The organism is Saccharomonospora glauca K62 (assembly GCF_000243395.2).
Classification (GTDB): domain Bacteria; phylum Actinomycetota; class Actinomycetes; order Mycobacteriales; family Pseudonocardiaceae; genus Saccharomonospora; species Saccharomonospora glauca.
Genome location: NZ_CM001484.1, coordinates 1822585 through 1834724 on the forward strand (window position 1 = coordinate 1822585; position 12140 = coordinate 1834724).

11 protein-coding genes are annotated in these 12140 nt (G+C 68.8%); 2 read left to right on the top strand and 9 right to left on the bottom strand.

Annotated elements, in window-relative coordinates:
• Positions 1 to 78: 78 nt before the first annotated feature.
• Genes SACGLDRAFT_RS08825 through SACGLDRAFT_RS08865 form a run of 9 tightly spaced genes read right to left on the bottom strand, consistent with a single transcriptional unit; the run spans position 79 to position 9297 of the window.
• A complete protein-coding gene (locus SACGLDRAFT_RS08825) occupies positions 79 to 1182 on the bottom strand; it encodes a serine hydrolase domain-containing protein (RefSeq protein ID WP_005463762.1) in 1104 nt (367 codons plus the stop codon).
• Positions 1179 to 2777, bottom strand: coding sequence for an ABC transporter ATP-binding protein (locus SACGLDRAFT_RS08830; protein ID WP_005463764.1), 1599 nt, complete (start codon positions 2775 to 2777; stop codon positions 1179 to 1181). Before SACGLDRAFT_RS08830 ends, SACGLDRAFT_RS08825 begins: the two co-directional genes overlap by 4 nt.
• The gene (locus tag SACGLDRAFT_RS08835; RefSeq protein WP_005463766.1) at positions 2774 to 3610 is read right to left on the bottom strand and encodes an ABC transporter permease; all 837 of its coding nucleotides are present in this window, start codon (positions 3608 to 3610) and stop codon (positions 2774 to 2776) included. The genes SACGLDRAFT_RS08830 and SACGLDRAFT_RS08835 overlap by 4 nt, the downstream gene beginning before the upstream one ends.
• Entirely contained in the window at positions 3607 to 4563 is a 957-nt protein-coding gene (locus tag SACGLDRAFT_RS08840; protein ID WP_005463768.1) for an ABC transporter permease, read from the bottom strand. Before SACGLDRAFT_RS08840 ends, SACGLDRAFT_RS08835 begins: the two co-directional genes overlap by 4 nt.
• Positions 4564 to 4573: 10 nt before the next feature.
• Entirely contained in the window at positions 4574 to 6124 is a 1551-nt protein-coding gene (locus tag SACGLDRAFT_RS08845; RefSeq protein ID WP_005463770.1) for an ABC transporter substrate-binding protein, read from the bottom strand.
• 33 nt (positions 6125 to 6157) lie between these two features.
• Entirely contained in the window at positions 6158 to 6592 is a 435-nt protein-coding gene (locus tag SACGLDRAFT_RS08850) for a thioesterase family protein (protein ID WP_040919753.1), read from the bottom strand.
• Positions 6585 to 7550: a 3-hydroxyacyl-CoA dehydrogenase NAD-binding domain-containing protein gene (locus tag SACGLDRAFT_RS08855; RefSeq protein ID WP_005463774.1), complete on the bottom strand. Its 966-nt coding sequence runs from the start codon at positions 7548 to 7550 to the stop codon at positions 6585 to 6587. The genes SACGLDRAFT_RS08850 and SACGLDRAFT_RS08855 overlap by 8 nt, the downstream gene beginning before the upstream one ends.
• Positions 7547 to 8437 carry a BKACE family enzyme gene (locus SACGLDRAFT_RS08860; RefSeq protein WP_005463776.1) on the bottom strand — a complete coding sequence of 297 codons (891 nt, stop codon included), beginning with the start codon at positions 8435 to 8437 and terminating at the stop codon, positions 7547 to 7549. The genes SACGLDRAFT_RS08855 and SACGLDRAFT_RS08860 overlap by 4 nt, the downstream gene beginning before the upstream one ends.
• Positions 8434 to 9297: a TetR/AcrR family transcriptional regulator gene (locus tag SACGLDRAFT_RS08865; protein ID WP_005463778.1), complete on the bottom strand. Its 864-nt coding sequence runs from the start codon at positions 9295 to 9297 to the stop codon at positions 8434 to 8436. The genes SACGLDRAFT_RS08860 and SACGLDRAFT_RS08865 overlap by 4 nt, the downstream gene beginning before the upstream one ends.
• 414 nt (positions 9298 to 9711) lie before the next feature.
• Here SACGLDRAFT_RS08865 and SACGLDRAFT_RS08870 point away from each other — a divergent pair, with 414 nt between their 5' ends.
• Both SACGLDRAFT_RS08870 and SACGLDRAFT_RS08875 read left to right on the top strand, forming a co-directional pair.
• Positions 9712 to 11283: a deoxyguanosinetriphosphate triphosphohydrolase family protein gene (locus SACGLDRAFT_RS08870; protein WP_005463780.1), complete on the top strand. Its 1572-nt coding sequence runs from the start codon at positions 9712 to 9714 to the stop codon at positions 11281 to 11283.
• 108 nt (positions 11284 to 11391) lie between these two features.
• Positions 11392 to 12060 carry an acVLRF1 family peptidyl-tRNA hydrolase gene (locus SACGLDRAFT_RS08875; protein ID WP_005463781.1) on the top strand — a complete coding sequence of 223 codons (669 nt, stop codon included), beginning with the start codon at positions 11392 to 11394 and terminating at the stop codon, positions 12058 to 12060.
• Positions 12061 to 12140 lie beyond the last annotated feature (80 nt).

Consider the following 12140-nt stretch of genomic DNA (forward strand, 5'->3'; position numbering starts at 1 on the left):
GGAACTTCCGGCGTGTCCGCAGCTTATTGACGGGTGTTCGCACTTCATGGACGGGTGTTCGCAGTTCCCGTACGCCCGTCAGGCCGAGCGGTTCAGGCAGGAGGCCAGGGCTTCGAGGAGTCGGCTCGCGCGGTCGTCCGTGTCTTCGGAACGCAGCTCGGCCGGCAGGAACGAAAAGCCCACCTCCGCCTCCGGCCACGCGCCGTGCCGTCCCCCGCCGGCCCCGGAATGGCCGAAGGCCACCGTCGCGGGACCGTACGTCCCGATCGGGTCGGGCAACTCGAAGCCGAGCCCGAAGTGTACGGGACGGTCGTTGATGGCGTCGATGCCCTCGGCCCACGTGCAGGTGGCCCGGCGCAGCGCGGACGACGGCACGAGCGAGCCTCCGGCCAGCAGGTCGTAGAACGTGGCCATCGCACGCGCCGAACCCACACCGCTTCCGGCCGCCAGCTCCGCGCGCCGATATCGTTCCGAATTGATCACCTCGTCCGAACTCAGCAACGCGCCGTACATGCGGTCGACGATCTTTCGCCGCTCCGCGTCCCGGAGGAACGTGCTGATGCGGTATCCGGGCGCACGCACCAGACGTGCGACGCGGGAGTCGACCTCGGGCGGTGTGCCCAGGTACAGGTCGAGCCCGTGCGGGCGGGCGAACCGTTCCCGCAGGTGGGTGGCAACCGACCGGCCGGTGGCGCGACGAACGAGCGCGCCGGCGAGGTAGCCGTAGGTCAGGGCGTGGTAGGCGACCCGGCTACCGGGTGTCCACAGTGGCTTCTGCTTCGCGAGTATCCGCTCCGCGGTCTCGTTGTCCAGGAAGTCGTGCTCGCCGTCCACATAGGGCAGTCCCGCCGTGTGCGAAAGGACGTGTGAGACGAGAACATCGTCGCTTCCGAACTCGAGCCAGTACTTCCGTACCGGGGCTTCCGGATCCAGTTCGGACAAACAGGCGGCCGCTACCGCCGCGGTGAGTCCCTTGGTCCCGGAGAACATCACACAGACCGTGTCCGCCGACCACGGTCGCCCGGTGGTGGGGTCGGCGAGTCCGCCCCACAGGTCTACCACCGGCTCGCCGCGTCGCACCACCGCGAAGGCGGCACCCGCCCGGCTGTCGGCGACGATGTCGGCGAAGACGTCCCGGACTTCCTCGAACCCGCGCCGAACCGTTCCTTGTGCCGTGGTCATGACGTCATCCTCGGGGTGTTGTCGAGCAGGTCACGCGTGTACGGGTGCTGCGGGGAATCGAGAACCTCGTCGACGGTTCCGGTCTCCACGATGAGCCCGTCACGCAGTACCGCGATGCGATCGGCGACGTGCCGGGCGAGGGCGATGTTGTGGGTGACGAACACCATCGCCGTTCCCAGCTCCGCGCGCAGCGAGCACAGCAGGTCGATGATCGACGCCTGGACCGAGACGTCGAGTGCGGAGGTCACCTCGTCGCACAGGAGCACGTCCGGTGTGGTGACGAGCGCGCGAGCGATGGCCGCACGCTGTCGTTGACCGCCGCTGAGCTGGTCGGGCAACCGGTCGGCCAGCGAGGGCGACAGGCGCACCAGCTCCAGGGTCTCGGCGACGCGTTCGCGGCGAGCCTTCCGGTCGAGGTTCGTCAGGGTCTCCAGCGGCACCTCCACCGACTGCGCGACGGTCCGGCGCGGGTTGAGCGAGGAGAACGGGCTCTGGAAGACGTACTGCAGGGCACGCAACTGCTCGGCGGTGCGGTCGCGGGCCGAGCGGGGAAGCTCCCGGCCCGCGAGCCGTACGGTCCCCTCGTAGTGGTCGGTCAGACCGGCCACACATCGGGAGAGTGTCGTCTTGCCCGATCCGGACTCACCGAGCAGCATGAGGCACTCGCCGGGACGCACCCGAAGGTCCACGCCCCGCAACACGGTGTTGTCGCCGTAGGACACCGACAGCCCGGAGACCGACAGCGCCGCTTCGCGGTCGGGCACCTCGGGCAGGCGCGTGTCGGCGTCGAGGTGGGGGACGGCGCCGATCAGGCGGTGGGTGTACGGGTGGGACGGGGACGTCAACACCTCGTCCGTCGGCCCGCTCTCGACGATCTCCCCGCGGTACATGACGGCGACGCGATCGGCCACGGTGGACACCACGGCGAGGTCGTGAGTGATGTAGAGGGCCGCGACGTCGTGCCGGGTGGTCAGGTGTGCGATGGTGCGCAGGACCAGTGCCTGGGTCATCACGTCGAGGCCGGTGGTGGGTTCGTCGAGGACGACAACACGCGGTCGGCAGGCGAAGGCCATCGCGATGCCGACACGTTGCTGCTGCCCGCCGGAGAGCTGGTGCGGATAGCGACGCTGGTAGGACTCGTCGCCGGGAAGTCCGACCTCGGTGAGCACCTCGGCCACTCGCTCGGCGCGTTCGGCGTCGGAGTCACCGTAACCGTGGGCGTCCAGTACCTCCCGGATCTGGACGCCGATGCGCAGCGCGGGGTTGAGTGACAGCGCCGGGTCCTGCGGTACGTACGACACGGTGGTGCCGCGGAAGCGGCGCCGGTCCGCCTCCGGCAGGGCCAACAGATCCACGGCCTCACCGTCACGGGGCCGGGCCAGCACGGTTCCCCCGTCGTGGCGGAGTCCGTTCCGGACGTGACCGAGCGCGGCGAGTCCCGCCGTGGTCTTGCCCGAACCGGACTCGCCGACGAGCGCGAGCACCTCGCCCGGTGCGAGCTCGTACGACACGCCCTTGAGAACCGCCTCCCCGGAGTGGGTGGAGATGCGGAGATCGTCGACCACGAGGGCGTCGCGGATGGCGGCCAGCGTCACGATGTCACCTCCCTGTCGCGGCGCGCGGCCGCGGACGCCAGTGAGTCGGTGATGAGGTTGGTGCCCACGGTCAGCACGGCGATCGCGAGCACGGGGAGCAACACGCCCCAGGGCTGGACGACGAGGGCGATGCGGTTCTCGTTGATCATGAGTCCCCAGTCGGCTGCCGGTGGCTGGATGCCCAGGCCGAGGAACGACAGCGACGCGACGTAGCCGATGGAGTAGGTCAGCCGTAGCCCGAGTTCCACCATGAGGGGACCGGTGATGTTGGGCAGGATCTCCCGCGTCATCACCTTCCACCGCGGCATCGCGTACATCTCCGCGGCCCGTACGAAGTCGCTGTTCGCGACGGCCGCCGTGGCCTGTCGTGCGACACGGGCCACCCGGGGAGCGTGGGTGATGCCGATGACCACGACCAACAGCCACCCCTGCGGCCCCAGCACGGCGATGGCGAGCAGGGCGAACACGAGCTGGGGGAACGACAGCAGCACGTCGTTGCCGCGCATGATCACGGTGTCGAGGACGCCACCCCGGTAACCGGCGATCATGCCGAGCATCGTGCCGAGGACGACGCCGAGCGCGGTGGCCAGTACCGCGTACAGCAGCAGGGTGCCGCCGCCGGCGAGGAACCGGGTGAACACGTCCCGGCCGAGGTCGTCGGTGCCGAGAGCGCCCGTGCCGGTGAACGGTTTACCGGTGAACTCGTCGGTCTCGTGTCCGGTGAGGAGCGGCCCCACCCATGGACCCAGCACCGCCACCACGAGTACCGCGCCGGTGAGGACGAGCCCGAGTTTGGCCTGTGGCAAGGACAACGCGCGACGGAACAGGCTCATGAGGACACTCCCGTACGTTGCTTGGGATCGACGAGGATGCCGAGCACGTCGGCGACGAGGTTGACGACCACGTACACGCCCGCGATGAGCAGCGTGATCGACTGCACCACCTCGACGTCCCGGTTGTTGACCGCGTCGATCAGGGCCGCTCCGACACCGGGGTAGCGGAACAGGAACTCGACCACCACCACGCCCCCGGCGAGCCAGGCGAGCTGAAGGGCGATCACCTGCGCCACCGGGCCGATCGCGTGGGGCAACGCGTGCCGGGTGAGCACCACGCGTTCGGGAAGTCCCTTGAGCCGAGCCATCTCGACGTAGCCGCTGGCGAGGACCTCGCTCATCGTCGCGCGCATCATGCGGGTGATGTACGGGGTGACGACCAGCGCCAGGGTGAGCACGGGCAGCACCAATTGCTCGGGGTGGGCCCAGACGGGTTCTCCCGGCCGGGCCAACGTCACCGAGGGGAAGATCGGAAACACCGTCGTGGAGAGCACCACGACGAGCGCGACACCGATCACGAACTCGGGCAGGGCGGCCACGACGAGGCTGAACGCGGACACGGTGTGGTCGGCGGCTCGGCCCCGGCGCAGGGCACTCCACGTGCCGAGCAACAATCCGGCCACAGTGCTCACAACGGCGGCCGCGACGAGCAGCACGCCCGAGGCGGGGATGCGGTCGGCGAGCAGGTCGTTCACCGACCCCTGGGTGGCCGTGGAGGTGCCCAGGTCACCGGTCATCACCCCGCCGAGCCAGTCGAGATAGCGCTGCCACACGGGCTCGTCGAGTCCGAGTTGCGCGCGCAGGGCGGCGATACGTTCGGGAGTGGCCTGCTGCCCCAGGATGGCCCTGGCGGGATCACCCGGCAGCAGCAGGGTCGCCACGAACACCAGGAGTGTCACCAGCCAGAGCACCACGACGCTGGCGAGCAGCCGACGAAGGATCAGTCGAGTCACACGGGCCTCCTCAGCCGAGCCAGACGTCGCCGAACGAGTAACCGGACAGCGGCAGGCCCGTGCGGTCGGGGACCAGGCCCGCGACGTACACCTGATAGGCGTCGACTTGGTTGACGAAGCCCCAGATGATGTTTCCGCCGCGCTCGTACTCGATGCGTTGGGCCTCGTGCAACAGCTCCGTGCGCTCCTTTTCGTCCGGGGTGCGGCGAGCGCGGTCGACGAGTTTGCGGAACTCGGCGTCATCCCAGTGGGTCTCGTTGTACGGAGCGTCGGGCAATGCTCCGGACGCCACCTGCGGCAGGTAGTTGCGGGTGTACCAGAACGACTGGGCGAAGTCCCACTTCAGGTAGTTCTCCCCGAAGAAGGTGGTGGTGTCCAACCGTCGCAATCGGACGGTTATCCCGGCCGCCTTGGCCTGCTGCTGGAAGACCTGGGCGGCCTCGACGGCGCCCGCCTGGATCGGCGCGGTCACCAGTTCCACCTCGAGGTTCTCCCGCCCCGCCTCGCGCAGCAGGCGCCGGGCCTTCGTAAGGTCCCGTCGTCGTTGCGGCAGGTGGGAGGCGTAGGCGGGATCGAACGGTGCGTACAGGTCGTTGCCGATGCGGCCCTGGCCGCTGAGCACCTGGTTGACCATTTGTTCCCGGTCGACGACCAACCGCAGCGCCTGACGGACTCGGACGTCGTCGAACGGCGGGCGATCCACTCGCATGGTGAACGGCAGCCAGGTGCCCGTCTCCGAGCTGAGGACGCGTAGGCGCTCGTCACTGCGCAGAACCTCCACCAGGGCCATCGGCACCTGGTCGATGGCGTCCACTTGGGACGACAACAGTGCGTTGATGCGAGCGTCGTCCTCCCCGAAGTTGATGATCACCAGTTCGTCGAGGTAGGGACGGCCGGGACGCCAGTAGTGTTCGTTACGGACGAACACGCTCTGCAGGCCGGGGGAGAACGACTGCACGCGGAACGGGCCCGTTCCCACCGGGTTGTCGAGGGAGAAGTCCTCGGGCACGATGCCGAGCGAGTACTGGGCGAGGTAATCGTCGAACACGCTGCACGGCTCGGCCAGTCGGAACTCGACGGTGCGGTCGCCGGTGGGTACGACCTCGTTGAGCATGGTGAGGCTCGCGGCGCCGCTCTTCGGGTCGTCGGGGTCCATGATGCGCCGGAACGTCGCTTTCACGTCGGCCGGGGTGACGGGACGGCCGTCGCTGAACCGCACTCCCTTGCGCAAGGTCGCCGTCCACGTCATCGCGTCCTCGGACGAGGTGAGCGACTCGGCGAGCAGCATCTGCAGTTCGTACTCGTGGTCGCGGTAGACCAGCGGCTCGTACAGGTTGCGCACCCGTGCGATGTCGGGGTTGGTGGCGGGGATGTGCGGGTCGAGGGTGTCAGAGGCGCCGCCACCCGTGACACCCACCCGGAGCCGCCCGCCACGACGGGGTGGCCCGCTGGGTTCACTCGCGGCGCTCGACGTTCCACCACACGCGGCGAGCAACGGCGTCGCCGCGGTGGCCAACGCACCGAGCAGGAACGACCTTCGCTGTAAAGATGTGTCAAACAACGTCGGGAAACTTCCGGTCGGGGCGGGAGGGCATCAACGAATGCCACGTCCCGCGTAGTCGGGAACGGGTCGCTGGTAGCGCCGCAGCCGCGCGGCCACGTCGTCCGGGAACGGCGCGGCACGGGCCTTCGCGACGTGGAGGGCGAGCAGTTCCTCGGTGGCGACGAGCGTGTCGCCGACGGTCATCTCGTGGCAGAATCGCAGTTTCTTGCCCTCCACGGAGAGGACCTGAGTAGTCACGGTCAACTCGCTGCGGGGTGCGACTTCGCGGAGGTACCGCACGTGTGCCTCGACCGTGTAGAGGGAGCATCCCGTCTCGGCACGGTAGTGCGCGTCCATGCCGACTTCGTCCATGAGATGGTCGGTGGCGAAACCGAACACCATCACGTAGAACGGTTCACTGAGGTGTCCGTTGTAGTCGATCCACTCGTCACGAACGACGTCGTGGTAGGTCAGTGTCTCACCCATCGCGATCTTCCCGTAGTCGTCGGAGCGCACGTTGGATGGCGATCACGCCACGATCGCGTTCCGTCACCAGCTCGGCGAAAGTCCTTCCGTCCGCTTCGGACTCACAACCCGCCACCATGTCGTCACGCAACCGCTGGGTCAGTTCCGGCGCTTCGAGCCGGGTCCAGGGCTCCTGCAACGACGGTCCGAAGTGGTCGAGCATGTGTGCCATGCCGCCCTCGCCGCCCGCGAGGTGGAACGTCAGGCAGGGACCCTGCACCGGCCATCGCAGACCCGGACCGTCGGTGATCGCGGTGTCGATCTGTTCGGGCGTCGCCTCGCCGTTCGCCACCATGTGCAAAGCCTCCCGCCAGAGTGCTTCCTGGAGCCGGTTGGCGATGAATCCCGGCAGTTCGCGGTTCATGGTGATGACCGACTTGCCGACGTGTCGGTAGAAGTCGCTCGCCCAGTCGACCGCCCAGCGTTCGGTTCGTTCGCCGCCGACCACCTCGACCAACGGGATCAGGTAGGGCGGGTTGAACGGATGGCCCACGACGAGTCGTTCGGGAGTGGCGGCGTCGACTTGCATGTCGGTCATGGCGAAGCCCGAGGTCGACGACGCGATCACCACGCCGGGCGCCGTGGCGGCGTCGATGTCGGCGAGCAGCCGCCGCTTCACCGGTAGCGACTCCGGGGCGCTTTCCTGGACGAATCCGGCTCCGTCGACGGCCTCGGCCAGGGTCGACGTCACGGTGAGGTTGTCCGGCGAGGCGCCGTCGGCCAACCCCAGTTCCGTCAACGCGGGCCACGCGGTCTCCACCAGCCGGGACAGCCTCCCGGCGGCCCCGTCGCCCGGATCCCAGGCGCGGACGGCGTAGCCGCGGGCGAGGAAATGGGCGGCCCAGCCACCGCCGATGACGCCCGCGCCGACACACGCGACCGTCGTGACCTCGCGCGGGTGCGGCGTCCCGGCGCTCATCGTGTCCGCTCCTTCAGCCCGAGGATGCGCCGTGCCGCGTCGGGACCGGCCACCGTCGCGCCGAGGTCCTCCACGATACGGACCGCGCGCTCCACCAACTGGCCGTTGGTGGCCTTGACGCCCTTCGACAGGTAGAGGTTGTCCTCCAGCCCCACGCGGACGTGGCCACCGCGCAGCACCGACTCGGCCACCCACGGGAGCTGGTTCCGGCCGATCGCGAACGACGCCCACTGGGCGTTCTCGGGCAGCATGTCGACCATCACCTGGAGCAGTGCCGGGTTCGGGGGAGCCCCGTAGGGAATGCCCATGCACAACTGGAACAGCGGCGGCGCGTCGATCAGACCCTCTTCCACGAGTTTGGTCGCGAACCACAGGTTGCCGGTGTCGAAGATCTCCAGTTCCGGCTTCACACCGAGTTCCTGAATGCGCCGCGCTCCCGTACGCAGCATGTCCGGGGTCGACACGTAGAGCTGGTTGCCCTCGCCGAAGTTGAGCGAACCACAGTCGAGCGTGCAGATGTCGGGAAGCAGTTCCTCGACGTGGGGAAGCCGGTCCAGGGCGTTCACGAGGTCGGTGCCGTCGACGGGTTTGAGCGGGTCCTCGTCGTCGATCACGAGGTCGCCACCCATCCCGGCGGTGAGGTTGAGTACGACGTCCACCCCGGACTCGCGGATACGGCGCACCACCTCGCGATACAGCGCGACATCACGGGAACCCTGTCCCGTCTCGACGTCTCGTACGTGGACGTGGACCACCGCGGCCCCGGCGTTCGCCGCCTCGATCGCGGAAGCCGCGATCTGTTCCGGGGTCACGGGCACGTACTCGCTCTTGCCCACCGTGTCGCCCGCACCGGTCAGTGCGCAGGTGATGATCACTTCGTCTCTCATGGCCGCCTTTCGACGATGTTGCGGTCGATGAAGTCGTGCAGGTGCTGTCGCATGTGGTCCACCGAGCAGCCCCGTTTCCCGGTCAGTACCTGGATCCCGAGCCCGTCGATGAGTGCGCTCAGCCGGGTGGCGATCTCGTCGGCGTCCTGCTTGCGGAACACCCCCTGTTGTTGTCCCGTTCGGATGGTCATGGCGATGGTTTGGTACCAGCGGTCGTAGGCGTCGTTGTACAGCGCACGGACATCGGGATCGAACGTGCTCTCCGTCCACACCTGCAACCACACCGACCACTCGTCCCGGAGAAGGCCGGTCGTGGGCAGTTGCAGTTCGACCAGCCTCACGAGCCGTTCCCGTGCGTCGGCGATGGTGTGCAGTTCGGCGACCTGGCGGTCGAACGCCAGCTTGACGTTGCGCCGCAGGGCCTCCAACAGGACGTCGTTCTTGCTCGGGAAGTAGTAGTGGATCGTCGCGGTGCTGGTCCCGAGCTCGCGGGCGATGTCGGCGATGCGGACGTTGTGGTAGCCGCGACGAGCGATGAGACGCCACGCGGTTTCCAGGATGCGTCGGCGGGCGTCCGACTGGGGACCGTCGACCGGAGCGCTGCGGGAACGCGCCGTCGGGGCCGGTACGGCGGCCACGGTCCTGGCGTCGTCACTTCCGTTGAGCAGCCAGTTCACCGTCACACCGGAGTACTCGGCGATGCGAACCAGCTCGTGAGGCGAGAATCGCCGAGTACCACTGAGCGATTTGGACAGTTTCGACTCGTCCAAACCGATGGCAGCGGCGAACTCGCGCTGCGCTCCCGGTCGTGAGTGGATGAGGCTGCGGACCCTTCGTCGTAGCTCGTCGCTCTCACTCACGCGGATCGACCGTAGTGTCGTCTTGCGATTATCGCAACCATCTCTTTCTGGGTGAGGAAATTTTCCTTGTCATGCAAGGAAAATTTCTCGCCTCTAATTGATCACTCAGTCAGTTCGGGAGAGGTCCGACATGGCCGTCCTCACGTGACTGACCCGTGATCTCCTCGACGCATATCGCAGGGCCGAGTGCCGATGCCGGTCTCCGATCCGGCAGGGGATGATCACGATGTGAATTCGGATCATCACCCCGCGTCGATGCGGGGAGAATGTCGAGTCCTCACTCACCGTGTCGGAAGGAGTCGTCATTGTCACCGATGGGTGAGTACGGAACGGGGAGCCACGGAGGCGGTCCGGGGCGGCCGGGGACGACGACGGTGGTCCACAAGGGGAGGGATCTCACGTACGGTGTGGGACATGGTGAGCGTGGTACCGTCCCCCGACCCCCGCGCCGGGCGGCGGGACGAAGCGGCGGAGTCGGGATTCGCCGCGCTGTCGTCCAGCCCGTTCCGGACCGACCGCGACCGGCTGGTCGCCTCGCCCTTCTTCGCCCGCCTGAGCGGAGTCACGCAGGTGGTCAGCGCGAGCGGCTCGGCACTGCTGCACAACCGACTCACCCACAGTCTCAAGGTCGCCCAGGTGGCTCGACTGATCGCCGAACGCATCTCCGCCGCCGAGGACACGCGTGCGCTCGTCGCCAAGCTCGGCGGATGCGACCCCGACGTGGCGGAGGCCGCGGCACTCGGCCACGACCTCGGACACCCGCCGTTCGGCCACCTCGGCGAGCAGGTGCTCGACCGCATCGCCCGACACCGGTACGGGCTGGCCGACGGCTTCGAGGGCAACGCGCAGACGTTCCGGATCGTCACCACCACCGAGGTGGGCGGCCCGGTGCCCCGCGGTCTGAACCTCACGGCGGCGGTCCGGGCGGCGCTGCTGAAGTACCCGTGGGCGCGCCTGCACCGGCCGCGCCCCCACCCGTCCACACTGCCCGTGCCCCCTCGCGGCGCCGCCGAACCTCCCCAGGCCCCCGGCTCGGGCTCGGCCAAGTTCTCCGTCTACGCCACTGAGCTGGACGAGCTGGAGGAGTGCCGCGCGCCGTTCGCCGACCGGATCGAGTACTGGCAGCAGACGGTGGAGGCGTCGGTGATGGATCTCGCCGACGACATCGCCTACGCCATCCACGACCTCCAGGACTTCCACCGCATCGGGGTGCTGCAGCACGCGGCGGTGGCCGCGGAGCTGGGCCACTGGTTGTCGCGCAGCGGCGAGCTCGCCGCGTTGCCCGAGGCCGAGCTCATCGACCAGCACCGCAGGCCGGGGCGTTCGCTGGAGCACCTGCGTCGCCGCCTGCACGCCAAGGACTCCTGGGTCGCCGATGCGGGTGCGTTCGCCGACGCGGTCGCCCGCGTGCGCGCCGAGCTGGTGGACGAGTTGCTCGGCATCCCGTTCGACGGCTCGGTGGAAGCCGAGCAGGCCACGGCTCGGTTCTCGGCGCGCTGGACCGCGCGGCTGGTGGACGGTGTGGTCGTCACTCCCTCGCCCTCGCCGCGTACCGGGCACGTCACGCTCGAACCCGCGCAGTGGCACGAGGTGCAGGTGCTCAAGTTCGTCCACAAGCGGTTCGTGTTGCAGCGTCCCGACCTGGCACTGCACCAGCGGGGGCAGGCGAGTGTGATCGTCAACCTGGTGGACGCGCTGGACGCGTGGCTGTCCGACCGTGAGGAGACCTCCCGGCTACCCCGCAGGCTGCACGATCTCGTCGAGCTGGCGCAGGCCGAGTACGGCGAGCTCGCCCACGACGCGCCGGAGCTGTTGGTCGGTGCCACGGGGGAGCCGGTGCGCGGCGCGGACGCGGTGCGCTCGCTGGCGCGGGGCAGGGCAGTGATCGACTTCGTGGCCTCGCTGACGGACCGGCAGGCCTCGGCCATGCTCGACGCGATCTCGGGCCGTTCGGATCAACCGTGGTCGGAGCCCTCGGTGCTCTAGCCGTCGGTGTGGGCCTCGGCGACGCGGCTGGTCGAGGAACTCGCTCGTCGTCTCCGCGTTCGTCCGTAGCATCGAGGCAGCACGAGGTTCGGGTGAATCGGAGGGGGAATGGCGCGGAAACGGCAGGTGTCGGGCGGGGGGACGGCCGTCGAGGTGGAGCCGGAGCGACTGGACCGCTGGTTCGCGCGGTTTTCCGAGCGCAACGACGGGGTGGTGTGCACCGAACTGGACCCGAGGCAGGTGCGTGTCGTGGGCGGCAACGGCGTGACCGCGACGGCGTCGGTGCCGTTCGAACCGCTCGCCGTCGAACCCGGAACCCGGCACGACGGGCTGGCGACGGAAATCCTGGTCGAGCACGCGCGCAGGCCGCGCCGTGTCGGCCTGCTGCTCGTGCGACTCGGTGGGCACAGCGTCGGCGTCGCCGAGGGGGGACGGGTCACGGTGTCGCGGACGGACCGACACCTCGTGCACGGCCGCAGCGCCGCCGGAGGGTGGTCGCAACAGCGGTTCGCCCGGCGACGCGAGGGCCAGGCACGGCAAGCGTTGCGGGCGGCGGCCGACGACGCCGCCGACGTCCTGGGCTCCCGTGTCGCCGACCTCGACGCCGTCGTGCTCGGAGGCGACCGGCGGGCTTTGGAAGAGCTGCGAGCGGACCGAAGGCTCGCCGAGGTCTTCGCCAAGGCGGAGCCACGCGTGCTCACCGTGTCCGAACCGCGACGTTCCGTGCTCGACGAGGCGGCCGAGCGTGCCCGAGCGGTGGAGATCACTGTGCGGTGACCCCCGCCACCGTCACGAAAAACGGTTGGCGCCGCACATTACACTGGGCCGCGTGGTCGTTCGACTGGAGTAGGCGCGCG

Coding starts and splice junctions, on each gene's coding strand:
- SACGLDRAFT_RS08835 (WP_005463766.1), bottom strand. CDS start 3,610: ATGAGCCTGTTCCGTCGCGCGTTGTCCTTGCCACAGGCCAAACTCGGG.
- SACGLDRAFT_RS08855 (WP_005463774.1), bottom strand. CDS start 7,550: ATGAGCGCCGGGACGCCGCACCCGCGCGAGGTCACGACGGTCGCGTGT.
- SACGLDRAFT_RS08825 (WP_005463762.1), bottom strand. CDS start 1,182: ATGACCACGGCACAAGGAACGGTTCGGCGCGGGTTCGAGGAAGTCCGG.
- SACGLDRAFT_RS08860 (WP_005463776.1), bottom strand. CDS start 8,437: ATGAGAGACGAAGTGATCATCACCTGCGCACTGACCGGTGCGGGCGAC.
- SACGLDRAFT_RS08850 (WP_040919753.1), bottom strand. CDS start 6,592: ATGGGTGAGACACTGACCTACCACGACGTCGTTCGTGACGAGTGGATC.
- SACGLDRAFT_RS08875 (WP_005463781.1), top strand. CDS start 11,392: ATGGCGCGGAAACGGCAGGTGTCGGGCGGGGGGACGGCCGTCGAGGTG.
- SACGLDRAFT_RS08870 (WP_005463780.1), top strand. CDS start 9,712: ATGGTGAGCGTGGTACCGTCCCCCGACCCCCGCGCCGGGCGGCGGGAC.